This window comes from Pseudomonas sp. YeP6b, from assembly GCF_025642995.1.
Lineage (GTDB): Bacteria > Pseudomonadota > Gammaproteobacteria > Pseudomonadales > Pseudomonadaceae > Aquipseudomonas.
Map to the genome: position 1 here is coordinate 4,826,726 of NZ_CP080090.1, position 25,378 is coordinate 4,852,103.

23 protein-coding genes are annotated in these 25,378 nt (G+C 59.8%); 17 read left to right on the top strand and 6 right to left on the bottom strand.

Annotated elements, in window-relative coordinates; all coding sequences use genetic code 11:
- Window positions 1-51: 51 nt before the first annotated feature.
- Window positions 52-405, bottom strand: a complete 354-nt coding sequence (gene uraH / locus KZH41_RS21680; RefSeq protein WP_094951455.1) for a hydroxyisourate hydrolase — start codon at window positions 403-405, stop codon at window positions 52-54.
- Window positions 406-794: 389 nt separating this feature from the next.
- On the opposite strand from uraH, the gene puuE reads away from it, so the two are divergent.
- The 8 genes from puuE (at window position 795) to KZH41_RS21720 (ending at window position 9,504) form a co-directional block, all read left to right on the top strand.
- A complete protein-coding gene (gene puuE, locus KZH41_RS21685) occupies window positions 795-1,721 on the top strand; it encodes an allantoinase PuuE (protein ID WP_094951456.1) in 927 nt (308 codons plus the stop codon).
- Entirely contained in the window at window positions 1,718-2,233 is a 516-nt protein-coding gene (uraD, locus tag KZH41_RS21690; RefSeq protein ID WP_242151531.1) for a 2-oxo-4-hydroxy-4-carboxy-5-ureidoimidazoline decarboxylase, read from the top strand. The genes puuE and uraD overlap by 4 nt, the downstream gene beginning before the upstream one ends.
- 78 nt (window positions 2,234-2,311) lie before the next feature.
- Complete coding sequence (alc, locus tag KZH41_RS21695; RefSeq protein ID WP_242151534.1) at window positions 2,312-3,307, top strand: allantoicase; 996 nt, start codon at window positions 2,312-2,314, stop codon at window positions 3,305-3,307.
- Between the two features lie 124 nt (window positions 3,308-3,431).
- Window positions 3,432-3,935 (top strand): ureidoglycolate lyase, encoded by a 504-nt coding sequence (locus KZH41_RS21700; protein WP_094951459.1) that lies wholly within the window; start codon window positions 3,432-3,434, stop codon window positions 3,933-3,935.
- A 51-nt stretch (window positions 3,936-3,986) separates the two neighbouring features.
- The gene (locus KZH41_RS21705) at window positions 3,987-5,279 is read left to right on the top strand and encodes a urate hydroxylase PuuD (RefSeq protein WP_242151536.1); all 1,293 of its coding nucleotides are present in this window, start codon (window positions 3,987-3,989) and stop codon (window positions 5,277-5,279) included.
- Window positions 5,280-5,379: 100 nt separating this feature from the next.
- Window positions 5,380-6,755, top strand: a protein-coding gene (locus tag KZH41_RS21710) for an IS3 family transposase (protein ID WP_412548774.1) whose coding sequence is annotated in 2 segments (ribosomal slippage) — window positions 5,380-5,859 and window positions 5,862-6,755 — 1,374 coding nt in all. Because the reading frame shifts where the segments join, the coding sequence is not laid out codon by codon here.
- Window positions 6,756-6,934: 179 nt separating this feature from the next.
- Window positions 6,935-8,278, top strand: coding sequence for a nucleobase:cation symporter-2 family protein (locus KZH41_RS21715; RefSeq protein ID WP_242151539.1), 1,344 nt, complete (start codon window positions 6,935-6,937; stop codon window positions 8,276-8,278).
- A 440-nt stretch (window positions 8,279-8,718) separates the two neighbouring features.
- The gene (locus tag KZH41_RS21720) at window positions 8,719-9,504 is read left to right on the top strand and encodes an outer membrane protein OmpK (protein WP_094951462.1); all 786 of its coding nucleotides are present in this window, start codon (window positions 8,719-8,721) and stop codon (window positions 9,502-9,504) included.
- Window positions 9,505-9,614: 110 nt separating this feature from the next.
- Here the strand turns inward: KZH41_RS21720 and KZH41_RS21725 are convergent, their stop codons facing one another.
- Window positions 9,615-10,763: a patatin-like phospholipase family protein gene (locus KZH41_RS21725; RefSeq protein WP_094951463.1), complete on the bottom strand. Its 1,149-nt coding sequence runs from the start codon at window positions 10,761-10,763 to the stop codon at window positions 9,615-9,617.
- Between the two features lie 30 nt (window positions 10,764-10,793).
- A complete protein-coding gene (locus tag KZH41_RS21730; protein ID WP_263273679.1) occupies window positions 10,794-11,729 on the bottom strand; it encodes a lipid A biosynthesis lauroyl acyltransferase in 936 nt (311 codons plus the stop codon).
- A gap of 118 nt (window positions 11,730-11,847) precedes the next feature.
- Between KZH41_RS21730 and minC the strand changes: the two genes are divergently transcribed.
- The 9 genes from minC to KZH41_RS21775 all read left to right on the top strand — a co-directional run bounded on the left by minC (window position 11,848) and on the right by KZH41_RS21775 (window position 22,371).
- Window positions 11,848-12,585 (top strand): septum site-determining protein MinC, encoded by a 738-nt coding sequence (gene minC, locus KZH41_RS21735; RefSeq protein WP_094951465.1) that lies wholly within the window; start codon window positions 11,848-11,850, stop codon window positions 12,583-12,585.
- 200 nt (window positions 12,586-12,785) lie between these two features.
- Entirely contained in the window at window positions 12,786-13,598 is an 813-nt protein-coding gene (gene minD / locus KZH41_RS21740) for a septum site-determining protein MinD (RefSeq protein ID WP_057011745.1), read from the top strand.
- Window positions 13,599-13,601: 3 nt separating this feature from the next.
- Window positions 13,602-13,856 (top strand): cell division topological specificity factor MinE, encoded by a 255-nt coding sequence (gene minE / locus KZH41_RS21745; protein WP_003175252.1) that lies wholly within the window; start codon window positions 13,602-13,604, stop codon window positions 13,854-13,856.
- Between the two features lie 96 nt (window positions 13,857-13,952).
- A complete protein-coding gene (locus tag KZH41_RS21750) occupies window positions 13,953-14,588 on the top strand; it encodes an RluA family pseudouridine synthase (RefSeq protein ID WP_003192838.1) in 636 nt (211 codons plus the stop codon).
- A gap of 196 nt (window positions 14,589-14,784) precedes the next feature.
- Entirely contained in the window at window positions 14,785-16,074 is a 1,290-nt protein-coding gene (locus KZH41_RS21755; RefSeq protein WP_094951467.1) for a M18 family aminopeptidase, read from the top strand.
- A gap of 192 nt (window positions 16,075-16,266) precedes the next feature.
- The gene (locus KZH41_RS21760) at window positions 16,267-16,434 is read left to right on the top strand and encodes a hypothetical protein (RefSeq protein WP_178119777.1); all 168 of its coding nucleotides are present in this window, start codon (window positions 16,267-16,269) and stop codon (window positions 16,432-16,434) included.
- A 72-nt stretch (window positions 16,435-16,506) separates the two neighbouring features.
- A complete protein-coding gene (locus KZH41_RS21765) occupies window positions 16,507-18,672 on the top strand; it encodes a mechanosensitive ion channel family protein (protein WP_263273680.1) in 2,166 nt (721 codons plus the stop codon).
- 16 nt (window positions 18,673-18,688) lie between these two features.
- Window positions 18,689-20,035, top strand: a complete 1,347-nt coding sequence (locus KZH41_RS21770; RefSeq protein ID WP_263273681.1) for an amidohydrolase — start codon at window positions 18,689-18,691, stop codon at window positions 20,033-20,035.
- Between the two features lie 1,028 nt (window positions 20,036-21,063).
- A complete protein-coding gene (locus tag KZH41_RS21775; protein ID WP_242150573.1) occupies window positions 21,064-22,371 on the top strand; it encodes an IS4 family transposase in 1,308 nt (435 codons plus the stop codon).
- A 204-nt stretch (window positions 22,372-22,575) separates the two neighbouring features.
- Here KZH41_RS21775 and KZH41_RS21780 read toward each other — a convergent pair whose 3' ends face one another.
- The 3 genes from KZH41_RS21780 to KZH41_RS21790 all read right to left on the bottom strand — a co-directional run bounded on the left by KZH41_RS21780 (window position 22,576) and on the right by KZH41_RS21790 (window position 25,339).
- On the bottom strand, window positions 22,576-22,800 hold the full coding sequence (locus tag KZH41_RS21780) for an MbtH family protein (protein WP_028617283.1): 225 nt from the start codon (window positions 22,798-22,800) through the stop codon (window positions 22,576-22,578).
- 83 nt (window positions 22,801-22,883) lie between these two features.
- Window positions 22,884-24,296, bottom strand: coding sequence for an aspartate aminotransferase family protein (locus tag KZH41_RS21785; RefSeq protein WP_263273682.1), 1,413 nt, complete (start codon window positions 24,294-24,296; stop codon window positions 22,884-22,886).
- A gap of 275 nt (window positions 24,297-24,571) precedes the next feature.
- A complete protein-coding gene (locus tag KZH41_RS21790; protein ID WP_263273683.1) occupies window positions 24,572-25,339 on the bottom strand; it encodes an N-acetylmuramoyl-L-alanine amidase in 768 nt (255 codons plus the stop codon).
- Window positions 25,340-25,378: the final 39 nt, after the last annotated feature.

Genomic DNA, 25,378 nt, shown 5'->3' on the forward strand with positions numbered 1-25,378 from the left:
GGCGGGCGAAAAACCAACGAAGAGCTTTGGGGGTATGAAGCGAGGTGACGCTCAGCTACCGCGATAGGTGGAGTAGCTGTAAGGCGAAATCAGCAGCGGCACATGGTAGTGATCCTGTTCGGCACTGATGCCGAAGCGCAGCACCACCACGTCGAGGAACGCAGGTGCAGGCAACTGCACCCCCCGCGCACGGTAGTAGTCGCCGGCGCTGAATTGCAGTTGGTACACGCCGCTGCGGTAGTCATCGCCTTGCAGCAGCGGCGCATCGCAACGGCCGTCGCTGTTGGTGATGGCGCTGGCAACCAGCTCCAGCTGCGCGCCTTCGACGCGGTACAGCTCAACCGTGATTGCGCTGCCGGGGCAGCCGTGTGCGGCGTCCAAAACGTGTGTGGTCAAGCGTCCCATGGCGTCTGCGCGCCTCCCGAAGTCAGTAAATAAGAAGACCGCACTTTTTCAGGGCATCAAAAAGTCGGCGATGGCTGATTAAGACACTTTTTAAAAAAATTGTACACAATAAAAATCACAAACTCAGCGATCCTCCCAACTGTGTTAATCGGCAGGGCAATGACCGGGTAATCCTTGCTTTCAAACGACCTTTTGTCCATTAGCTGACCAGTTGGGCAAGTTTCTTGCTAAGCCAAATGCACAGTACTCTACCGAAAAAATGCAGAAATTCAGGCTTACAAACTTGCCGATAAGTTGTATACAATCACTCATCGCTGTGACGCCACCCAGTCTTTTCACTGCCCGGCCGCCACACACACTTGCTACCACGAACAAGAAGGAAGACTGCAGTGAGCGCTGACTACCCACGCGACCTGATCGGTTACGGCAGTAACCCTCCTCACCCCCACTGGCCGGGCAAGGCACGCATCGCGTTGTCTTTCGTACTCAACTACGAAGAAGGCGGCGAGCGCAATATTTTGCACGGTGACAAAGAGTCCGAAGCCTTTCTATCGGAAATGGTCTCGGCCCAGCCACTGCAAGGCGAGCGCAACATGAGCATGGAGTCGCTGTACGAATACGGCAGCCGTGCCGGCGTGTGGCGCATCCTCAGGCTGTTTAAAGAATTCGACATTCCGCTGACTATCTTCGCCGTGGCCATGGCCGCCCAGCGCCACCCGAACGTGATCCGCGCGATGGTCGCCGCCGGCCATGAGATCTGCAGCCACGGCTATCGCTGGATCGACTACCAGTACATGGACGAGGCCCAGGAGCGCGAGCACATGCTCGAAGCCATCCGCATCCTCACCGAACTGACCGGCGAGCGCCCATTGGGCTGGTACACCGGCCGTACCGGCCCCAACACGCGGCGGCTGGTGATGGAGGAAGGCGGCTTTCTCTACGACTGCGACACCTACGACGACGACCTGCCCTACTGGGAACCCAACAACCCCACCGGCAAGCCGCACCTCGTGATCCCCTACACCCTGGACACCAACGACATGCGCTTCACCCAGGTGCAGGGGTTCAACAAGGGCGATGACTTTTTCGAATACCTCAAGGACGCCTTCGACGTGCTGTATGCCGAAGGCGCCGAGGCACCGAAGATGCTCTCGATCGGCCTGCATTGCCGCCTGATCGGCCGCCCGGCGCGCCTCGCCGCGCTGAAGCGTTTTATCGAGTACGCCAAAGGTCATGAACAGGTGTGGTTCACCCGCCGCGTCGACATTGCCCGCCACTGGCACGAAACCCACCCGTACACGGGAGCGGCGAAATGACTGCGTTCCAAACCTTGAAACCGTCGAGCCTGAGCCGCGACGCATTCGTCAACGCCTTTGCCGACATCTACGAACATTCGCCATGGGTGGCCGAAAAGGCCTTCGACCTGGGCCAGGACAGCTCGATCGATGAGATCGAAACCCTGCACCAGCGCATGAGCGATATCCTGTTGAGTGCCGATCACGCCAGCCAGCTGGCGCTGATCAACGCTCACCCGGACCTGGCTGGCAAAGCTGCCGTCCAGGGCCAATTGACCGAAGCCAGCACCAATGAACAAGCTGGCGCCGGTATTCACCAGTGCACGAGTGAAGAGTTCTCACGCTTCACTGAGCTGAACGACGCCTACAAGGCCAAGTTCAAGTTTCCCTTCATCATGGCGGTAAAAGGCAGCAACCGGCATCAGATTCTCGCCGCGTTCGAAACGCGCATCCACAACTCGGCAGACGCCGAGTTCAAATGCGCGCTGGCCGAGATCAATAAAATCGCGTTGTTTCGATTACTGACCCTTTAGCAGACCTGGCCCGAGCGCTCATGACGCCCAGGGCCTGGCGAGCATCCCAAGCCACTTAATCTAAGGCAGACAAGAAGAATGAAAGCGCAACCCGTACCTTTCGAGAAGTTCGTCAACCTGGCCGACGCCCGCCTGGGCACCAAGATCATTTCGGTGACCGATGACTGGTTCGCTGACGCCAACCGCCTGTTCCAGCCGACCCCGGCTGTGTGGAAGGAGGGCGTTTTCGATGACAACGGCAAGTGGATGGACGGCTGGGAGTCGCGCCGCAAGCGCTTCGAAGGCTACGACAGCGCAGTGATTCGTCTGGGCGTGCCCGGTTCGATCAAAGGCGTGGACATCGACACTTCATTCTTCACCGGCAACTACCCGCCGTCGGCGTCCCTGGAAGCCTGCTTCCTGGCCTCGGGCGAACCTGACGACAACACCCAGTGGGTTGAAGTGCTGTCGGCCGTTGAGCTGCAAGGCAACAGCCACCACTACCACGAGATCAACAATGCCCAGGCGTTCAGCCACCTGCGCTTCAACATCTACCCGGATGGCGGCGTGGCCCGTCTGCGTGTGTACGGTGTGCCGTTCCGTGACTGGTCGGCTGTGGGTGACAACGAACAAGTCGACCTGGCAGCAGCCCTGAACGGCGGTCGCGCGCTGGCCTGCTCCGATGAACACTTTGGCCGCATGAGCAACATCCTTAACCCGGGCCGTGGCATCAACATGGGCGACGGCTGGGAAACCGCACGTCGTCGCACGCCAGGCAATGACTGGGTGATCGTCGCACTGGGGCACCCAGGCGAGATCGAGAAAGTCATCGTCGACACCCTGCACTTCAAGGGTAACTACCCGGACACCTGCTCGATCCAGGGCGCGTTCGTTAAAGGCGGCACCGACAGCCAGATCGAAACCCAATCGCTGTTCTGGCGCGAACTGCTGCCGGCACAGAAACTGGAAATGCACGCCGAACACACGTTTGCCGAGCAGATCAAGGCACTGGGGCCGATTACCCACATCCGCCTGAACGTATTCCCGGACGGTGGTGTGAGCCGCCTGCGGGTTCTCGGTAAGGTAGCGAAATAAGGGTGAGCCCAATCGCGGGCAAGCCCGGCTCCCACAGGGGTACGCGGTCAAATGTGGGAGCCGGGCTTGCCCGCGATAGCGGTAGACCAGACAACATCAAATTCGAAAACTTAAGAAGACAGCCATGCGCACACTGATGATCGAACCCCTGACCAAAGAAGCCTTCGCGCCTTTCGGAGACGTTATCGAAACCGATGGCAGCGATCACTTCATGATCAACAACGGGTCGACCATGCGCTTTCACAAGCTGGCAACGGTAGAAACCGCACAGCCTGAAGACAACGCGATCATCAGCATCTTCCGCGCCGACGCGCAGGACATGCCGTTGACCGTGTGCATGCTGGAGAGACACCCGCTGGGCAGCCAGGCTTTCATACCGCTGCTCGGCAACCCCTTTCTGATCGTGGTCGCGCCACTTGGCGATGCACCTGTATCAGGCTTGGTCCGCGCCTTCGTCACCAACGGCAGGCAGGGCATTAATTACCATCGCGGCGTCTGGCACCACCCGGTGCTGACGATCGAAAAGCGGGATGACTTCCTGGTGGTTGATCGCAGTGGCACCGGCAATAACTGCGATGAGCATTTTTTCAAAGAGGATGAGCGGTTGATCCTCGCCCCCCACCAATAAGAGAAGGCCGGATCACCCGACAACAAGGGTGACAGGCGAGAGGTAAAGACTGTGGAAGCACATCTGTTGGAATGGCTGAACCTTAGCGTGCGCTGGGTTCACATGATCACTGGCGTCGCGTGGATCGGCGCTTCCTTCTATTTCGTCTGGCTGGAAAACAACCTCAACCGCGTCAACCCCAAGGACGGCCTGGCCGGTGACTTGTGGGCGATCCACGGTGGCGGTATCTACCACCTGGAAAAATACAAACTGGCCCCACCGACCATGCCGGACAACCTGCATTGGTTCAAATGGGAGGCCTATTTCACCTGGATGTCGGGCGTCGCGCTGCTGTGCGTGGTGTTCTACCTCAACCCGACGCTGTACCTGCTCGCCCCCGGCAGCACGCTCAGCGGCACCGAAGGCGTCTTGCTGGGCATCGGCTCGCTGTTCGCCGGCTGGTTCATCTACTCCTTCCTGTGCGATTCGGCCCTGGGCAAGCGCCCTGCCCTGCTCGGTTTGATCCTGTTCGTGCTGTTGATTGGCGCTGCGTACGGCTTCAGCAAAGTGTTCAGCGGCCGTGGCGCTTACCTGCACGTGGGTGCAGTGATCGGCACCATCATGGTCGGTAACGTGTTCCGCATCATCATGCCCGCCCAGCGCGCACTGGTGGCCGCCATCGCCGAGAACCGCACGCCGGACCCGGCGCTGCCCGCCAAAGGCTTGCTGCGTTCACGCCACAACAACTACTTCACCTTGCCGGTGCTGTTCATCATGATCAGCAACCACTTCCCGAGCACCTACGGCAGCCAATACAACTGGCTGATCCTGGCTGGGATCGCGGTGGCGGCGGTGTTGGTGCGGCACTACTTCAACACCCGGCACAACAGCCAGAAGTATGCGTGGACCTTGCCGGTTGGCGCGTTGGCGATGATTTGCCTGGCGTACGTGACCGGCCCGAAACCGGTGTCGACTGCCCCAGATGTGGCCAAGGCGCCTGCCGCCATCGAGTACCAACCATTGCCGGAAACCGCATTGGGTGGCGGCCTGAAACCAGCCGCCCCGGCAGCACCTGCTGCGGCACCTGCGCCTGCCCAGGCATCGATTGATTTCGACAAGGTGCACGGGGTCATCCAGGAACGCTGCGCCGTGTGCCATTCGGCCAAGCCCACCAGCCCGCTGTTCAGTACGGCACCGGCGGGCGTGATGTTTGATACGCCGCAGCAGATCCAGCAAATGGCCCCACGGATCCAGGCGCAGGCTGTGGCCAGCCAGATCATGCCGCTGGGCAACATCACCCAGATGACCCAGCAGGAACGGGATTTGATAGGGACTTGGATCAACCAAGGAGCCCGCACAAATTAACTGATTCACACAGAACCCCATGTGGGAGCGGGCTTGCTCGCGAAAGCGGTGTGAAGTGCGCCCCAGAAGTTGGACACCCGTCCAACTCCTGGGGCTTTTCATGAGCAAATACACGACGCAGTTCAAGCTTTCCGCCATTACCACTTTCCTTGAGCAGGGCCGAGGCTTTCGCCGCATAGCCGCTCAATTCCAAATGGATCCCACCTTGCTTCGTCGTTGGGTGGAGGCTTACCGATTACATGGCGAAGCCTGTCTAAGCAGAACCGGCGAACGCTACAGTCCCTTGTTCAAGTTTTCAGTGCTGCAACGCATGTGGCGCGACTCCTTATCCTTGCGCCGCGCAGCGGCGCTCTTCAACCTGGGTAACTCAAGCCAGGTGGGCAGATGGCAACAGCAGTATTACAGTGGCGGTATTGAAGCCCTGGAGTCAGGGAAAAAAGGATCGATTACCGCTATGCCCAAGCCGCCTTCTAAACCGCGTAAAACTACCACCCCACTCACCGACGCACAGCTTGCACACAAGGCATTACTCGATGAACTGCAGTATTTGCGCATGGAGAACGCCTACCTAAAAAAGCTTGGAGAGTTGGGCGAGGCGGTGATGAGGCGAGAGAGAGAAGCGAAGAAAAAGCCCGATTAGTCACTGAGCTCAAACAAGCTTTCCCCTTGAGTGATTTGCTCAAGCTGGTAGGTCTTGCGCGAAGTACGTACTACTACCAACTCAAGGCGATGGGCGTTGCGGACCGGTTTATCTCGATCAAAGCCTCTATCCAGACTATCCAAGACGAGAATGAGGGCCGCCTTGGTTACCGTCGGATGACTTTAGCGCTACGTAAGCAAACGCCGTTGATCAACGGTAAAACGGTACGACGGCTGATGGGAGAGTTAGGCCTGAAATGCACAGTGCGACCGAAAAAATACAAATCGTATAAAGGGCCAATGGGAGAGGTATCGCCCAATATCCTGGCTCGTCAGTTCGAAGCTGAGCAACCAAATCAGAAATGGGTGACCGATGTCACCGAGTTCAAAGTGGCCGGCAAAAAGCTGTATCTGTCCCCAGTACTGGACTTGTACAACGGAGAGATTGTGGCCTATAAGACCGCCGTCCGCCCCCAATACGCCTTGGTAGGCGACATGCTGGAGCTGGCCCTTGAGCGCTTGCCCGAAGGCGCCAAACCCATGCTGCACTCGGATCAGGGCTGGCACTATCGACACTCAAAGTATCGGGAAAAACTGGAAAAAGCTGGGTTGGAACAGAGCATGTCTCGCAAAGGGAACTGCTATGACAACGCCACAATGGAAAGCTTTTTCGGTACCCTGAAGTCGGAGTTTTACTATCGGGAAAGCTTCGACAGCGTTGCTCAGCTGCAGGCCGGGCTGGATAAGTACATCCATTACTACAACCATAAGCGAATCAAAACGAAGCTTGGCGGACTGAGCCCTGTGGCTTACAGAACCCGGTCCGCGGTAGCCTAACCATTAGCTGTCCAACTTTTGGGGCGCACTTCAGTGTGTCATTCAATCAATCAGTGACTGAACTACCGCATTCGCGAGCAAGCCCGCTCCCACAGGGGTTATGCAGTGTTTGAAAGATCGCGTTCCAAATGGCAATTGAATGCCAAACAACACAAAAATAAAAAGATCCGAGGTGTTGCATGTCCCCGTTAGAAACGCAGACTCCTGCCGCGCCCGCCATGGTGCGGCTGCCCCTCTTGCAATTGATTCTGGTCGGCCTGCAACACGTCCTGCTGATGTACGGCGGCGCCGTCGCCGTGCCCCTGATTATTGGCCAGGCCGCAGGCCTGAGCCGTGAAGAAATCGCCTTTCTGATCAACGCCGACCTGCTGGTGGCTGGCGTCGCGACTATGGTGCAGTCGTTCGGCATCGGCCCGGTGGGCATTCGCATGCCGGTGATGATGGGCGCCAGTTTTGCCGCCGTCGGCAGCATGGTGGCCATGGCCGGGATGCCCGGCATCGGCTTGCAGGGGATTTTCGGCGCGACCATCGCCGCCGGGTTCTTCGGCCTGTTGATCGCACCGTTCATGTCCAAGGTCGTGCGTTTTTTCCCGCCGCTGGTGACCGGCACAGTGATCACTGCCATCGGCCTGTCGCTGTTCCCGGTGGCCGTGAACTGGGCCGGTGGTGGCAGCGCCGCCGCCTCGTTCGGCTCGCCGGTTTACCTGGCGATTGCCGCGCTGGTACTGGGCACTATCCTGCTGATCAACCGCTTCATGCGCGGCTTCTGGGTGAACATCTCGGTACTGATCGGCATGGCGCTCGGCTACGGTTTGTGCGGCATGCTCGGCATGGTCGACCTCAGCGGCCTGGCCCAGGCGCCATGGGTGCAGGTGGTCACACCGCTGCACTTCGGCATGCCTAAGTTCGAATTGGCGCCGATCCTGTCGATGTGCCTGGTGGTCGTGATCATCTTCGTCGAGTCCACCGGCATGTTCCTCGCCCTGGGCAAAATCACCGGCCAGGAGGTCACGCCGAAGATGCTGCGCCGTGGCTTGCTGTGTGATGCCGGCGCGTCGTTCTTTGCCGGTGTCTTCAACACCTTTACCCACTCCTCGTTCGCACAAAATATCGGCTTGGTGCAGATGACCGGCGTGCGTTGCCGCTCGGTGACGATCATGGCCGGAGCGTTTTTGATTGTGCTCAGCCTGTTGCCCAAGGCGGCGTATTTGGTCGCCTCGATTCCGCCGGCGGTACTCGGCGGCGCAGCGATTGCCATGTTCGGCATGGTCGCGGCGACCGGGATCAAGATCCTGCAGGAAGCCGACATCGCCGACCGCCGTAACCAGTTGCTGGTGGCGGTGAGCATTGGCATGGGGCTGATCCCGGTGGTGCGTCCGGAGTTCTTCGCGCAGTTGCCCTTATGGATGAGCCCGATTACCCACAGTGGGATTGCCATGGCCACGCTCAGCGCGTTGTCGCTGAATGTACTGTTCAACATCCTCGGCGGTGCTGAACGCCCCGTCGTCGCCCCTACACACTGATGCGTTCCTGCTCCAAACAAAAATAATAACGAACAGAGAACAACACCATGCACACCCTTCACCTGGGGCTGGCCACAAGCCGCGCCCCATTCTTGCCCCACGCGCTCTGTAACAGCGCACTTGAGCCAAGGCCTGGGAGCCAGTATTCTCCGCGCCCGCTCAAATCGACTCAAAAAAAAACAGCGAATGTAAAAGCTGACTGCAGGGCCAACTTATCCTGGCCCCGTGTCTGCGGCCAACGTGCACAAAAGAACCTGCGTATTCGACTGCATCAAGTGCAGCCGAAGGCGTTTTATTGGCTTTTTAAACACCTTGGCGCAGCTCTTGCTAAAAGCATTAAAGCTGACCAAACAGACGATTTTTGCAGCGAACCAAAAGGCGCCACACCAGAGCGCCTGCGTAGAAAAACAACCATAAAACTTTGACTCGGGAGCAACCGAATGAAACCTATGTTGAAAGGCCTGATGTTGGCGGGATCCCTGCTGGCCGGCGGCCAAGCCATGGCCGGCGATTTGTTGCAGTGGCAGACCAACAGCCTGACGTACCTGTGGGGCAAGAACTTCACCGTCAACCCGCAGATCCAGCAAACCGTCACCTTCGAACATGCCGATGCCTGGAAGTACGGCGACAACTTCCTGTTTGTCGACCGCATCTTTTACAACGGCAAGGAAGACGGCAACGTCGGCCCGAGTACTTACTACGGTGAGATCAGCCCGCGTTTGTCGTTCGGCAAGATTTTCGACAAAGACCTGTCATTCGGCCCGATCAAAGATGTGTTGCTGGCCTTCACTTACGAGTTCGGCGAAGGCGATAACGAGTCGTACCTGCTGGGCCCGGGCTTTGACTTGAACATCCCGGGTTTCGACTACTTCCAGTTGAACTTCTACCAGCGCCAGACCGAAGGCAATCGCCCGGGTGACGGCGTCTGGCAGATCACCCCGGTCTGGTCGTACACCATTCCCGTGGGCAACTCCAACGTGCTGATCGACGGCTTCATGGACTGGGTGGTGGATAACGATAAGAACGCCCGTGGCACTTACCACGCCAACCTGCACTTCAACCCGCAGGTCAAATATGACCTGGGCAAGGCGCTGCACTGGGGCGAGAAGCAGTTGTATGTGGGTTTTGAATACGACTACTGGAAGAACAAGTACGGGATTGAAGATTCCGGTGCGTTCAAGACTAACCAGGACACGGCGAGCTTCCTGGTGAAGTACCACTTCTAACAGACACGGCAATACCCCTGCGGGAGTGGGCTTGCCTGCGACAGCGTTATATCTGTGCCAACTATATTGGCTGACACACCGCTATCGCAGGCAAGCCAGCTCCCACACTTTTAGATCGACGACAAGCCCAGGAACCTCGACAACTCCTCGCGCTTGGCCAACGCATCTTTCCTGCCCAACTCAATCAACTCGCTGCAATACCCCGCCTCGAACAGCAAGTAACTCAGCACCCCTGCCCCGCTGGTCTTGGTCGCTCCCGGCCCGCGCAAGAACAGGCGCAACGCCGCCGGTAGTTCCTGGCGATGACGCGCGGCGATTTCATCGATCGGCTGACTCGGCGCAATCACCAGCACTTCCACCGGCGCCAAGCCCTGTATCGCCGCATCCGCCGGCAACACATGACTGAACTGGTTGAGACGCTCGAGCAATTCGATGTCGCTTTCCAGGCTGTCAATGAACGTACTGTTGAGCATGTGCCCACCGATCTGCGCCAGGGTCGGTTGCTGGCCGGTAAACGTGCGTTGCGCTGCCGGCTCATTGCCCCGAGGGTTACCGCTCACGCCCACCACCAGCACGCGGCTTGCGCCCAGGTGCAGGGCCGGGCTGATCGGCGCGGATTGGCGCACTGCGCCATCGCCGAAGTACTCCTGGTCGAGTTTGACCGGGGCAAACAGCAAGGGAATTGCCGAGCTGGCCAGCAAGTGTTCAACCGTCAGTTGGGTGGGCATGCCGATACGTCGATGGCGCAGCCAGGCATCGATGGTGCCGCCGCCCTGATAGAACGTCACCGCGTGCCCGGACTCGTAGCCAAAGGCGGTGACGGCGACCGCATGCAGGTGTTTGTTGCGGATGGCGACATCGATGCCGTCCAGGTTCAGCTTGTCGTTGAGCAGCGCGCGCAACGGCGTGCTGTCGAGCAACGCCACCGGCACCTGGGCGCCGATACCCAGCAGGCTGTGGAAGGTGAAACGACTGGCCTGGCGGATCACACCGGGCCAGTCGCTGCGCAGCACCAAGTGGCTGCGAAAGCCCTGCCAGAACGCCGTGAGACGTTGGATGGCGGCCGTGAAGTCGGTGGCCCCGCTGGCCAGGCTCACCGCATTGATCGCCCCCGCCGAGGTGCCGACAATCACCGGAAATGGATTCGGTGCCCCTGGCGGCAGCAGCTCGGCAATCGCTGCTAACACCCCCACCTGATACGCCGCTCGCGCCCCGCCGCCGGAAAGAATCAAGCCTGTGACCGGTTCAGCTGGGCGCATTGCGTCACTCCATGTGCAGAAAAGTAAGGCTTATCGGCGGCGTTTCTCGTACAGCTTAGCCTCGCCCGGTGGCCGGCTCTTGAAGCGCCGGTGGGTCCACAAGTATTGCTCGGGGCATTCGCGTACCGAGGCTTCGACCCACTGGTTGATGCGCAGGCAGTCGATCTCATCGGTTTCGCCGGGGAAGTCGGTCAACGGCGGGTGGATCACCAGCCGGTAACCGCTGCCATCGGCCAGGCGCTCCTGGGTGAACGGCACCACCAACGCCTTGCCCAGGCGCGCAAACTTGCTGGTGGCGGTCACGGTGGCGGCCTGGATGCCGAACAGCGGCACAAAAATGCTCTGCTTGGCGCCGTAGTCCTGGTCCGGCGCGTACCAGATGGCGCGGCCGGCGCGCAGCAGCTTGAGCATGCCGCGCACGTCTTCGCGCTCGATGGCCAGGGAGTCGAGGTTATGCCGCTCGCGGCCACGGCGCTGGACGAAGTCGAACAACGGGTTGCCGTGTTCGCGGTACATGCCATCGATGGTGTGTTTCTGCCCGAGCAGGGCCGCGCCGATTTCCAGGGTGGTGAAGTGCAGGGCCATAAGGATCACGCCCTTGCCATCCAACTGCGCCTGCTTGAGGTGCTCAAGCCCTTCGACATGGGCCAGGCGCGCCAGGCGTTGACGCGACCACCACCAGCTCATGGCCATTTCAAAGAAGGCGATGCCGGTGGAGGCAAAGTTTTCCTTGAGCAGCTTCTTACGCTCCTTGGCGGATTTTTCCGGGAAGCACAGTTCCAGGTTGCGCGCGGCGATGCGGCGGCGTTCGCCAGCCACGCGGTACATGCCCGCGCCAAGCACGCGACCAATGGTCAACAGCCCGCGGTACGGCAACTGAGTAATCAGCCACAGCAGGCCGAGGCCCAGCCATAGCAGCCAGAAACGCGGGTGAAGAAATACAGCTCGAAAACGCGGGCGATCCATTACAGATTCCGGTAAAGACAGGGCCGCGCATTCTACAACGGTTCGACTCGGCTTGCGGCCCGTGGATGTTCTCGTTATAAGTCTCGACACTTTTCGTGACAAGCCGCTTTCGCCGACCATGAGCCAAACCGAACCGCTAGACCAAGATCCCGTGTTCCAGCTGAAAGGCAGCATGCTCGCCATCACCGTGCTGGAACTGGCCCGCAATGACCTCGATGCCCTGGACCGCCAACTGGCCGCCAAGGTCGCCTTGGCGCCGAATTTTTTCAACAATGCCCCGCTGGTGCTGGCCCTGGACAAACTCCCGGCTGGCCAGGGTGTGATTGATTTGCCCGGCCTGATGCGCGTCTGCCGCTCCCATGGTTTGCGCACCCTGGCGATTCGCGCCAGCCGTATCGAAGACATCGCCGCCGCAATCGCCATTGAACTGCCAGTACTGCCACCTTCAGGTGCCCGCGAGCGTCCGCTCGATCCGACCGAAGGTGAAGTGAAGAAAAAACCGGAAAAGCCGCCGGAACCGATGATCAAGCCTACAAAAATCATCACCTCCCCCGTACGCGGCGGGCAGCAAATTTACGCCCAGGGCGGCGACCTGGTGGTGATCGCTCCGGTAAGCCCGGGCGCGGAACTTCTCGCCGATGGCAACATCCATGTATACGGCCCGATGCGCGGACGTGCCCTCGCCGGCATCAAGGGTGATACCAAGGCCCGTATTTTTTGCCAGCAGTTGACCGCTGAACTAGTGTCCATCGCAGGCCAGTACAAGGTTTCAGAAGATTTGCGCCGTGATCCGCTGTGGGGGGCCGGGGTACAAGTCAGCCTGTCGGGCGATGTGTTGAACATCATCCGTCTTTAACGGATACTGCCGCATTTTCCAAGCATCTCTAGACTCTGATAGCAAAGCGAAACCGGCAAGACTTGCGTAGGACTATTTGGAAGTTGGCGTTCCCCCGTGGAAACCACATCTTTTTCCTACAAAGGCTGTCCGCCTGCGGCGAGTTCCAAGAGATGTTTTTCAGGGACCGAAAAGTCCTTTTTCCTTAGGGGTGAAACACCTTGGCCAAGATTCTCGTGGTTACATCCGGCAAGGGTGGTGTGGGTAAGACCACCACCAGCGCCGCTATCGGTACCGGCCTCGCTCTGCGCGGCCACAAGACAGTCATCGTCGACTTCGACGTCGGTTTGCGTAACCTCGACCTCATCATGGGCTGCGAACGCCGCGTGGTGTATGACTTCGTCAACGTGGTCAACGGTGAAGCCAACCTGCAACAGGCCCTGATCAAGGACAAGCGCCTTGAGAACCTGTACGTATTGGCCGCCAGCCAGACGCGCGACAAAGATGCGCTGACCAAAGAAGGCGTAGGCAAAGTACTCGCCGAGCTGAAAGAAACCTTCGAGTACGTGGTGTGCGACTCCCCGGCCGGCATCGAAACCGGTGCTCACTTGGCAATGTACTTCGCCGATGAAGCGATCGTTGTGACCAACCCGGAAGTGTCTTCGGTACGTGACTCGGACCGTATGCTCGGCCTGCTGGCCAGCAAATCCAAGCGCGCCGAAGACGGCCAGGACCCGATCAAGGAACACCTGCTGCTGACCCGTTACAACCCGGAGCGCGTCAGCAACGGCGAAATGCTTGGCGTTGAAGACGTGAAAGAAATCCTCGCAGTGACCCTGCTGGGCGTGATCCCGGAATCCCAGGCCGTGCTGAAGGCTTCCAACCAAGGAGTACCGGTGATTCTTGACGACCAGAGCGACGCCGGCCAGGCGTACAGCGATGCCGTCGATCGCTTGCTGGGCAAGACCGTGGAACATCGCTTCCTCGATGTTAAGAAGAAGGGATTCTTCGAGCGTATCTTTGGAGGCAACTAAACAATGAAATTTCTCGACTTCTTTCGCGCCAACAAAAAGCCAAGTACCGCGTCGGTAGCGAAAGAGCGTCTACAGATCATCGTGGCGCACGAACGCGGCCAACGCAGCACGCCGGACTACCTGCCAGCCTTGCAGAAGGAACTGGTCGAGGTGATCCGCAAGTACGTCAATATCGGCAACGATGACGTGCATGTCGCCCTGGAAAATGACGGCAGCTGCTCGATCCTGGAACTCAATATCACCCTGCCTGATCGTTGATCGAACAGGCGGTCGCCACGGCGGCTCGGGCACCCTGATCCCTTTTATGGGACCGGGTGAGCGAGCCGCCGTTGGCGTTTGTTACGAGGCTGTTTAATGCCGCTGTCCAATATCCATATCCTGCATCAGGACGACGCTGTCCTGGTGGTGAACAAGCCGACCCTGTTGCTCTCGGTGCCCGGCCGCGCCGATGACAACAAGGATTGCCTGATCACCCGTCTGCAGGAAAACGGCTACCCCGAAGCCCGCATTGTCCATCGCCTGGACTGGGAAACCTCGGGCATCATCCTGCTCGCGCGGGACGCCGATACCCACCGCGAACTGTCGCGCCAGTTTCATGACCGCGAAACCGAAAAGGCCTACACCGCCCTGGCCTGGGGCCAACCGGCACTGGACAGCGGCAGCATCGACCTGCCCCTGCGCTACGACCCGCCGACCAAGCCACGCCACGTGGTCGACCACGAATTCGGCAAACACGCGCTGACTTTCTGGAAAGTGCTGGAACGTTGCGGCGACTGGTGCCGCGTCGAGCTGACGCCGATCACCGGGCGTTCGCACCAGTTGCGCGTGCACATGTTGTCGATCGGCCACCCGTTACTCGGTGATGGCCTGTACGCCCACGAACAAGCCTTGGCCGCCTGGCCGCGTTTGTGCCTGCATGCGAGCATGTTGAGCTTCACGCATCCGCAGAGTGGCGAACGGCTTCGCTTCGAGTGCCCCGCGCCCTTTTAAGCTGCGAACACGGTCAAATGTGGGAGCCGGCTTGCCTGCGATAGCGGTGTATCAGCCAATACATTTGGCACAGATGGGCCGCTATCGCAGGCAAGCCAGCGCCCACATTAGCCTTGTGTAGTTCTCAACAACGCAGCTTCACTTCAAATGTGGAGCCAATACGGTAAACTCCGCGCATTGCTGTCTGGAGCTATTTATGCGCGAAGCGTTGAATCAAGGCCTGATCGACTTCCTCAAGGCCTCCCCTACTCCTTTTCATGCCACTGCCGCCCTCGCCCAGCGCCTGGAAGCGGCGGGTTACCAGCGTCTCGACGAGCGCGAAACCTGGACCACCGAGGCCAACGGGCGCTATTACGTCACCCGTAACGACTCCTCGATCATCGCCTTCAAGCTCGGCCGCCACTCACCGCTGCAAGGCGGCATTCGCCTGGTCGGCGCCCACACCGACAGCCCGTGCCTGCGCGTCAAGCCCCAGCCGGAGCTGCAGCGCCAGGGTTTCTGGCAGTTAGGTGTGGAAGTCTACGGCGGCGCACTGCTGGCGCCGTGGTTCGACCGCGACCTGTCGCTGGCCGGCCGCGTGACCTTCCGCCGCGACGGCAAGGTCGAAAGCCAACTGATCGACTTCAAGCTGCCCATCGCCATCATCCCCAACCTGGCCATTCACCTGAACCGTGAAGCCAACCAGGGTTGGGCGATCAATGCGCAGACCGAACTGCCACCGATCCTCGCGCAATTTGCCGGTGACGAACGCGTGGACTTCCGCGCCGTGCTCACCGAGCAGCTGGCAAGGGAGCACGGGCTGAACGCGGATGTGGTGCTCGACTACGAGCTGAGCTTCTACGACACCCAAAGCGCTGCGGTGATCGGCCTCAATGGCGACTTCATCGCCGGTGCGCGCCTCGATAACCTGCTGTCGTGCTACGCCGGCCTGCAAGCCTTGCTCACCAGCGAAACCGACGAAACCTGCGTGCTGGTGTGCAACGACCACGAAGAAGTCGGCTCTTGCTCGGCGTGCGGCGCCGATGGCCCGATGCTGGAACAGACCCTGCGCCGCCTGTTGCCCGAAGGTGACGAATTCGTACGTACCATTCAGAAATCACTGTTGGTGTCGGCGGACAATGCCCACGGCGTGCACCCCAACTACGCCGAGAAACACGACGCCAACCACGGCCCGAAACTCAACGCTGGCCCGGTGATCAAGGTCAACAGCAACCAGCGTTACGCCACCAACAGCGAAACCGCCGGCTTCTTCCGCCACCTGTGCATGGCCCAGGAAGTGCCGGTACAGAGCTTCGTGGTGCGCAGCGACATGGGCTGCGGCTCGACCATCGGCCCGATCACCGCCAGCCACCTGGGCGTGCGCACCGTGGACATCGGCCTGCCGACGTTCGCCATGCACTCCATCCGTGAGCTGTGCGGCAGCCATGACCTGGCGCATTTGGTGAAGGTGTTGGGCGCGTTCTATGCGAGTCGCGATCTGCCCTGAGACCGAGGCGCGGCCATCGCGGGCAGGCCCGCTCCCACTTTGGAATGCATTTTCCTGTGGGAGCGGGCCTGCCCGCGATGACAATTTCACTGACACCCCACGCTATCTGACTCACATCAACTCCACTTCTCGTAATCCGACCTAGACTTGTCAGTATTCCCACTCCGACAAGGCCGTCGCACCATGATCTCCATGTCCTCTTTCCACACCATGCTCATTCCCATCATCATCGGCATGATCCTGCTCGCGACCGGTTTCAACTTTCGTGACAAACCTGTGGGCGTGTTTGGCATGTGGGTCGGCATGCTGTTGATCCTGGGCACCGTGGTGTACAAAATCCTCGCCAAACTGGCGGAATGACAAATGCACTCGCATTGGGCATAGCGGCCTCGTACACTCGGTCAATTCGTCGTTTTCAAGGTTGACCGCCTCGTGCTCTCCCGTCTGTTTGCTCTGCCCTGCTACTGCCTGTTCGCCCTGCTGATGCTGCTGCCGCTCACGCCTGCCCACGCCGCGGGCTTGCCCGGCCTGCTCGGCAGCACCACCAAGACCCAACCCCAGGCCGACGTGCCGCTGGGGCAGTCGCTGGACGAGGTGATCAAAACCTTGGAAAACGACAAGCAGCGTACTCAGTTGCTGAGCGACCTGAAAAAGCTGCGCGAAGCCACGCAAAAAGCCCAACCGGCCGCCGAACAAGGCGTGCTTGGTTTGATCGGCAGTACGCTGTCCGACCTTGAGCAGCAGTTCTCCGGCGCCGACAGCCCGGTGCAACGCTGGTCCAATGAAGTCGACCTGGCCAAGGACGAACTCAGCGCCCTGATGCTGCCTGCCCGCGAATGGTTGCCGATCATTTTCGGCTTTGCCGTGATCCTGGCCGTGTGGAGCCTGCTGGCCGCCGCGCTGATCTGGCTCAGCCACCGCGTGCGCGAACGGTTCGGCCTGCCCGAGGAACTGCCGCAACACCCGCGCACCTGGGACATGCTGCGTTTCGCCCTGCGCAAACTGGGCCCTTGGTTGATCGCCCTGGTGATCACGGTGTACCTGAGCTACGCCTTGCCTTCGTCCCTGGGTAAGTCCCTGGCGATGGTGCTGGCCTATGCGCTGGTGGTCGGCACCTGTTTCTCGGCCATCTGCGTGATTGCCTTCTCCGTGCTCGATGGCCCGCATCGCCACCGCGCGCTGTACATCCTGCGCCGCCAAGCCTTCCGCCCACTGTGGTGGATCGGCAGTTTTGCCGCGTTTGGTGAAGCCTTGAGCGACCCAAGACTGATCGCGGCACTCGGCCAACACCTTGCCCATACCGCCGCGACGGTCGCCAATGTGATGGCCGCGCTGTCCACCGGCGTGTTTATCCTGCGTTTCCGCCGTCCGATCGCGCACCTGATCCGCAACCAGCCGCTGTCGCGCCGCCTTACCCGCCGCGCCCTCACCGATACCCTTTCGATCATCGGCACCTTCTGGTACTTGCCGGCGCTGTTACTGGTGGGCATCTCGCTGTTCGCCACCTTCCTGTCGGCCGGCGACACCAGCACGGCGCTGCGCCAATCATTGTTGTGCACGGTGTTGCTGGTGTTGTGCATGGTCATCAACGGCCTGGTGCGCCGCCATGCACTCAAGCCACAGCGCGGGCACAAACGCCATGCGCTGTACTCCGACCGCCTGAAAAGCTTCGTTTACACCTTGATCCATCTGGTGGTGTGGCTGGTGTTTATCGAGCTGGGCCTGCGGGTTTGGGGGCTGTCGATGATTCGCTTCACCGAAGGTGACGGCCATGAAGTCAGCGTCAAGCTGTTCGGCCTGGGCGGCACGCTGCTGTTTGCCTGGCTAATCTGGATCCTCAGCGACACCGCGATCCACCATGCCCTGACCCGCTCGCGCAAAGGCATGGCGAATGCGCGTGCACAGACGATGATGCCGTTGATCCGCAACGTGCTGTTCGTGACCATCTTTATCATCGCCGCCATCGTGGCCCTGGCGAACATGGGCATGAACGTCACGCCACTGCTGGCCGGTGCCGGTGTGATCGGTATCGCCATCGGTTTTGGTGCGCAGTCGCTGGTGGCCGACTTGATCACCGGCCTGTTCATCATCATCGAAGACTCCCTGGCGATTGATGATTACGTGGACGTCGGCGGCCACCTCGGCACCGTCGAAGGCCTGACCATCCGCACCGTGCGCCTGCGCGACATCGACGGCATCGTGCACACCATTCCGTTCAGCGAAATCAAAAGTATCAAGAACTACTCGCGGGAGTTCGGCTACGCGATCTTCCGGGTGGCGATCCCCTACAACATGGAAATCGACGACGCCATCAAGTTGATGCGCGACGTCGGCCAGAAAATGCGCAACGACCCACTGCAACGCCGCAACATCTGGTCACCGCTGGAGATTCAGGGCGTGGAAAGCTTTGAGTCCGGCAGCGCGATTCTTCGGGCGCGGTTCAAGACCGCGCCGATCAAGCAGTGGGAAGTCTCGCGGGCATTCAACCTGTCGCTCAAGCGCCATCTGGATGAGGCCGGGCTGGACCTGGCGACGCCGCGCCTGAGCGTGCAGGTAGTGACCGCAGGCTCCGTGCTGGAGAAAGATCCACAACAATAATTAGGGAGAGGTGCTTATGCGTTTAAACGGTCTGACACACCAATGGGTTTTGGGCTTGCTGTGCGGCGCCGCCAGCGGGGTGGTCATAGCCGCCAGCAGCGGCCAGGACAGTGCCCGGGAGGAAATCGCCGCCCAGGCCAAAATCCTTGAACCGGCCCTGCTGGAAACCCGCCGCGATATCCACGCCCACCCTGAACTGGGCAACACCGAAACCCGCACCGCCGAATTGGTCGCCAAGCAACTGCGCGACCTGGGCCTTGAAGTCAAAACCGGCGTGGCCCGCACCGGCGTCGTCGCCATCTTGAAGGGCGCCCTGCCCGGCCCGACCGTCGCCTTGCGTGCGGATATGGATGCATTGCCGGTCAAGGAAGTCGCCGACCTGCCCTTCGCCTCCAAAGCCAAAGGCACCTACTTGGGCAAAGAGGTCGACGTGATGCACGCCTGCGGCCACGACGCCCACACCGCCATCCTACTGAGCACGGCGAAAATCCTCACCGGCATGCGCGACCGCTTGCCCGGCACCGTGGTGTTTTACTTCCAACCGGCCGAAGAAGGCCCGAGCGACTTTGTCCCCGACGGTAAGAACACCTGGGGCGCGAAGATGATGGTGCAGGAAGGCGTGATGAAAGCGCCCAAGCCGGACGCGGTGTTCGGCCTGCACGTGTGGGCCGGTGTCCCCGCCGGGCAGATCGCCTACCGTCCGGGCCCGACCCTGGCCAGCTCCGATGACCTGCGCATCAAGATCCTCGGCAAACAGACCCACGCCGGCCGCCCTTGGGACGGCATCGATCCGATCACCGTGGGCGCACAAACCATTGTCGGCCTGCAGACCGTGGTCAGCCGCCGCACCGACATTTCGTCATTCCCGTCGGTGGTGAGCATCGGCACCATCAACGGCGGCACCCGCTACAACATCATCCCCGAATCGGTGGATATGACCGGCACCATCCGCTCCTACGACTACGGCATCCGCCAGAAACTGCACGCGGACGTGCGCCAGACCGTGGAGAAAATCGCTGAAAGTGGCGGTGCCAAGGCCGAAGTCACCATCATCGAGAAGTACGACCCGACCATCAACAACCCGGCGCTGACCGAGAAAATGCTGCCAAGCCTGCGTTGGGCGGCCAAGGATGATGTGGTGCAGGGGCCGCTGGTCGGCGGTGCCGAAGACTTCTCGTTTTACGCCAAGGAAGCGCCGGGGCTGTTTGTGTTCCTGGGGGTGACGCCGAGGGATCAGGACATGAGCAAAGCGGCACCGAATCACAATCCGGGCTTCTTTGTGGATGAGTCGGCGTTGGTGGTGGGGGTCAGGACGTTGGCGTCGTTGGCGACGGATTATCTGTACACCAATACACCGCAGTAACACTTTTATGTGGGAGCGGGCTTGCCCGCGATGGCGGTGTAGGTATCTACACATCTTTTTATGGGTTGAGTTCTTTGGTTGTCGCGGGGGCGCTGGGTACATATCCGTTATTTGGGTCATGGCCTCTATTGGTTCCGCCCTTACGGCGGGTCACTTTTGGAAAAGAGCCCCAAAAGTAACCAAAAGGGCTCTTGCCCCACCACTCGGCACCTCGCCTAGGCTCGGTGTGCCCTCACTCCGGCTTTGGACCGTGGGCCGCCGCCATGGGCCATCCTTGGCCCATCGCGGCTAAACCGGCGTCCTGCCGGTTTACCCCCGCTCCAAAGCCTGCGTTCGGCCAGCGTGGTTTAACGGGGCGCCTAAGATCAAGATCAAGATCAAGATCAAAAGCAAGAGCACGGCGGCCTAGTAGCCGACCTGAGTGGTTAGATCAAAAGCGAAGCCGAGGCGGCCTGACAGCCGACCTGATCTCTGAAACTGAACTCAATCTAATGTGGGAGCTGGCTTGCCTGCGATGGCATCAACTGGTTATGCCTGATACACCGAGGTGTCTGCATCGCAGGCAAGCCAGCTCCCACAGAAAAGCAGATCTGCTTCTGCTGTGCTTTTGCCCTGCTTTTGCTTCTACCACTCAGGTCGGCTACTAGGCCGCCGTGCTCTTGCTTTTGATCTTGATCTTGATCTTGATCTGAGGCGCCCCGTTAAACCACGATGGCCGAACGCAGGCTTGAATCCGTGGGTAACCCGGCAGGACGCCGGGTTAGCCGCGATGGGCCAAGGATGGCCCATGGCGGCGGCCCACGGATTCAAGCCGGAGTGAGGGCATGCCGAGCCTAGGCGAGGCACCGAGTGGTGGGGCAAGAGCCCTTTTGGTTACTTTTGGGGCTCTTTTCCAAAAGTGACCCGCTGTAAGAGCCATGCCTTTCAAGGTCTTGGTTTAAAACATAAACAAATACTTTAGTCAGGATGACGAAACGATGTGGGAAAAGGTTCTAGAACGGTTTGAAAAGCAGGCGCCGGCCAGTGTCATGACCAAGCTGGTATTGGAGCAGGCCGTACCTGCCGAGTGGGTTGACAAGGTGTTCAATGACCACCGACAACGCCAGTACTCCCGTGAGCTCTTGTTTTCAACCGTTGTAGAGCTGATGTCCCTTGTTTCATTGGGCTTGAGGCCATCACTGCACGCTGCAGCGCGTAAGATGGAGGGCCTTTCGGTGAGCGTTGCGGCGCTCTATGACAAGATCAATCGGACCGAACCCGAGGTGCTTCGAGCCCTCATTTCAGGCAGCGCAGAGCGTTTAGAACCAACCATCAAAACGCTCGGCCACTCATCGATACTACCCGGCTGGCAGTTGCGCATTGTCGATGGCAACCACCTACCGGCCACTGAAAAACGTTTAGGCCCTTTGCGCAGCGAGCGAGCTGCGGCTCGCCCAGGGTTTTCCGTAGTGGCCTACGATCCTGATCTGGATTTAGTCGTCGATCTTCAGCCTTGGGAAGACGCCCATGCCAGCGAGCGGGTCAGTGTTCTACCGCTGTTGGCCCGCGCAAGCGCGGGTCAACTATGGATGGCTGACCGACTTTATTGCACGCTGCCTGTCCTGCAAGCCTGCGAAAACACAGGGGCCTCGTTCATCGTTCGCCAACACAGCAAACATCCACGTGTGATCCAGGAAGGCGACTGGCAAGAGTCAGGGACCGTCGACACCGGAACCGTTCGCGAACAAACCATCGAAGTAAAAGGCGGTCGCCGCTGGCGACGCGTTGAGTTGAGCCTGCAAACGGCAAATGACTCAGGTGATTTGGTGATGTGGTTCTGGAGCAATTTGCCCGACACCATCAGCGCTCGACAAATAGCTGATTTATACCGCCGCCGCTGGAGTATTGAAGGGATGTTCCAACGCCTTGAATCGGTGCTCGACAGTGAGATCAAGAGCCTTGGTAGCCCTAAAGCCGCGCTGCTGGGCTTCGCCTCGGCGGTTCTGGCTTACAACGTTTTGTCGGTTCTCAAACGCAGTGTGGAACAGGCGCACCGCGAAACGCAGCCAGCGAGTTGGGAGGCTTCGATTTACCATTTGGCGGTGCACGTTCGCAGCGGTTATGAGGGAATGCAGATCGCATTACCGGCGGAAAACTTCCCTCTCGAAAAGACCTCGCAAGGGTTGGCAGAGCGGTTACTGGCCCTGGCGAGGTTGATCAAACCTAAGGCCGTCGCGAAAAGCCCGCGCGGCCCTAAAGTCGCCAAACCCAAGGAGTGGCTGGAAGGTAAGGCCGCACGGGCTCATGTTTCAACAGCTCGGGTGCTTAAGGCTGCCAAGTCGGATAAACAGACTTAAACACTGCTTTAAACGAACTTTTAAACGCAGACCTTGAAAGGCATGGCTGTAAGAGCGGAACCATACGAAGCCGTTACCGCAGCAACGGATATGTACTCATATCCACCTAAAAACCCCATCAAAAACTTAACGCAACACAAAAAGTTGCGCAGATACCCATGGCTATCGCAGGCAAGCCCGCTCCCACATTGGGTTTGCGGTGTGTCAGCCAGCCAACGCTGCGCCATCCATCTTCTGGCGCAGGCTGAGCGGGCGCATGTCGGTCCAGACTTCTTCGATGTAAGCCAGGCACTCTTTCTTCATGCCACTCTTGCCCACGGTGCGCCAGCCTTCCGGTACGGCTTTGTAGTCGGGCCAGATGGAATACTGTTCTTCGTGGTTGACCACTACCTGAAACAGGATGTCGTCGCGGTCAAATACTGAGGTCATTGCTGTTCTCCATCAAAAACAAGGCTGGCTGCGCACCACGCGCAGCGCTGATATCTGTAGAAACGTACCAAGGGTACGAAAAATTAGAGGCTGGCGACCGCTGCCGCCAAGGCACGGCCGAAGATCTCGGCAACCCGGTCGATTTCGGCGGCGGTGATCACCAGCGGCGGCAGGAAGCGCACCACACTCCCATGGCGGCCGCCCAGTTCGAGGATCAGGCCGCGCTTGAGGCATTCGCGCTGCACCAGCGGCGCCAGTTGGCGATGCACCGGTGGGTGGCCCTGGATATCAAGGGTGCCGCTGGGGTCCACCAGTTCCACGCCGAGCATCAGCCCACGCCCACGAATATCCCCCAAGTGCGGGAAGTCGCGTTGCAGGATGCGCAGGTGCTCGCCGAGGCGCTCGCCCATGGCCGCGGCATGGCCGGCCAGGTCGTGCTCCTTGAGGTAGCGCATCACCGCCGACCCCGCCGCCATCGCCATCTGGTTGCCCCGGAATGTCCCGGCATGCGCGCCCGGCAGCCAGGTGTCGAGCCAGTCGCGGTACACCACCACCGCCAACGGCAAACTGCCGCCGATGGCCTTGGACATCACCACTACATCCGGGATGATGCCCGCGTGTTCGAAGCCAAACATCTTGCCGGTGCGACCGAAGCCGCTTTGGATTTCATCGACGATCAGCGCCACACCGGCTTGCTCGGTGATACGGCGCAGGCCACGCAGCCAGTCGAGATCGGCCGGGATCACACCGCCCTCGCCCTGCACCACTTCGACAATCACCGCCGCCGGCAGCAACACCCCGGCCTCCGGGTCGTTGAGCAGGTTTTCCAGGTAATGCAGGTTGACCCGCACGCCCTCTGCGCCACCCAGGCCGAAAGGGCAGCGGTAGTCGTAGGGATAAGGCAGGAATTGCACGCCATTACTGAGCAAGGCGCCCAAAGGTTTTTTCGGCCCCAGGCTGCCCATCAGGCTCAGCGCGCCTTGGCTCATGCCGTGGTAACCGCCCTGGAACGACAACACCGTGCTGCGACCGGTGGCCGTGCGCACCAGCTTCAGCGCGGCTTCGACCGCATCGGTGCCGGTGGGGCCGCAGAACTGGATTTTCGCTTCCCGCGCCAGCTCCATCGGCAAAAGGCCGAACAGGTCTTGTACGAACTGGTCCTTCACCGGTGTGGTCAGGTCGAGGGTGTGCAGTGGCAGTTCGTCGCTCAGTACCTGCTGGATGGCGTCGATCACCACTGGGTGGTTATGGCCCAACGCCAGAGTGCCGGCGCCGGCCAGGCAGTCGATGAAGCTTCGGCCTTCGACGTCTTCCACGTAGATGCCCTTAGCGCGCTTGAGCGCCAGGGGGATACGCCGGGGATAGCTGCGGGCGTTGGACTCCTGCTGGCGTTGGCGGGCCAGTAACGGGGTTTCTTCGAACTGGTAGAGCGTTTCCACGGGTGCCGGGCTGGCGTGCACCGGGGCGTCTTCGATACGGCTGGTAGCGACTGACATCTCTCGATCCCTCAATACGCTGGTGGGGGTGACCAAACTGCCGATCCGCGTGCGCGCGGATTTCATGTTCTGGAGACGCACCAGGGGTGGGGGGATTTAGGCTTGTTGTGGTTTTTTGAGTGGGGGCATGATCGTTTCCACGGGGACTGCGTGGAAATACATCCCGTGACGCTCCGCGTCACTTTGCACCCTAGTTGAGACCTTCACTTACAGCGGGACGCGGAGCGTCCGTGGCGGCACCCCCACGCAGAGCGTGGGAACGATCATTCCATCAGTCAAAGCCCCCGATACCGCTCATTCAACGCATACAAAATCGCACACGTCTCGCCATCCAAAACCCCACCATAATCCCGACTCCGAAAGTGCATCTGAAACGCCCGCGTTCTCAGCTCAAACGCCTGGCGATTCCAAGCCGGCTTATACCCATACCGCTGAAACGCCCGCTCCACCTCAACCTCCGGCGGCAACCCAAGACAAAAACGCCGCTGATACATGGCCCGCGTCGACTCATCAAACCAGGCCCCAATCCCAGCCTCGAACAATCGCCGCCAAGGCAACCGAGGCCCAGGATCACTCTTGCGCCAATACGCCACATCCGAATGCCCAACAATGTCGACGGGCTCAACCTGCGGATACCGCTCAAGAATGTCGCGAACCAACGCAATCAACACATCAACCTGCTCCTCGCCGTACGCAGGAAAGGTAAACACCCCGCCATCCTCCCGCGCCAAATTAACAATCTCGACACCAATCGACCGGCTATTGAGATTATCCCGACCACCCCAATGGCTCACCCCGGCATGCCAGGCACGCTTATCCTCGTCCACCAACCGAAACACGCGCAATTCGTCATACCCGGCGGCACGGTAGCCGAGCTCATCAGGGTCCGGCAGCAGATAGTGAGCGCTGACGCCATTTTGAGTAAGCGTAAGCAGGGATGAAGCGAAAGGCGACGCGGTGTAATGCAGGACCACCTGCCGCACGGGCTCACCCATGCGTTCATTGAAATCCCTGGAAGAGAAACTGCTATCGATCACCAACATAAGAACCGTCCTTTTCAGTACAGGCCGAGTCATTCAGCC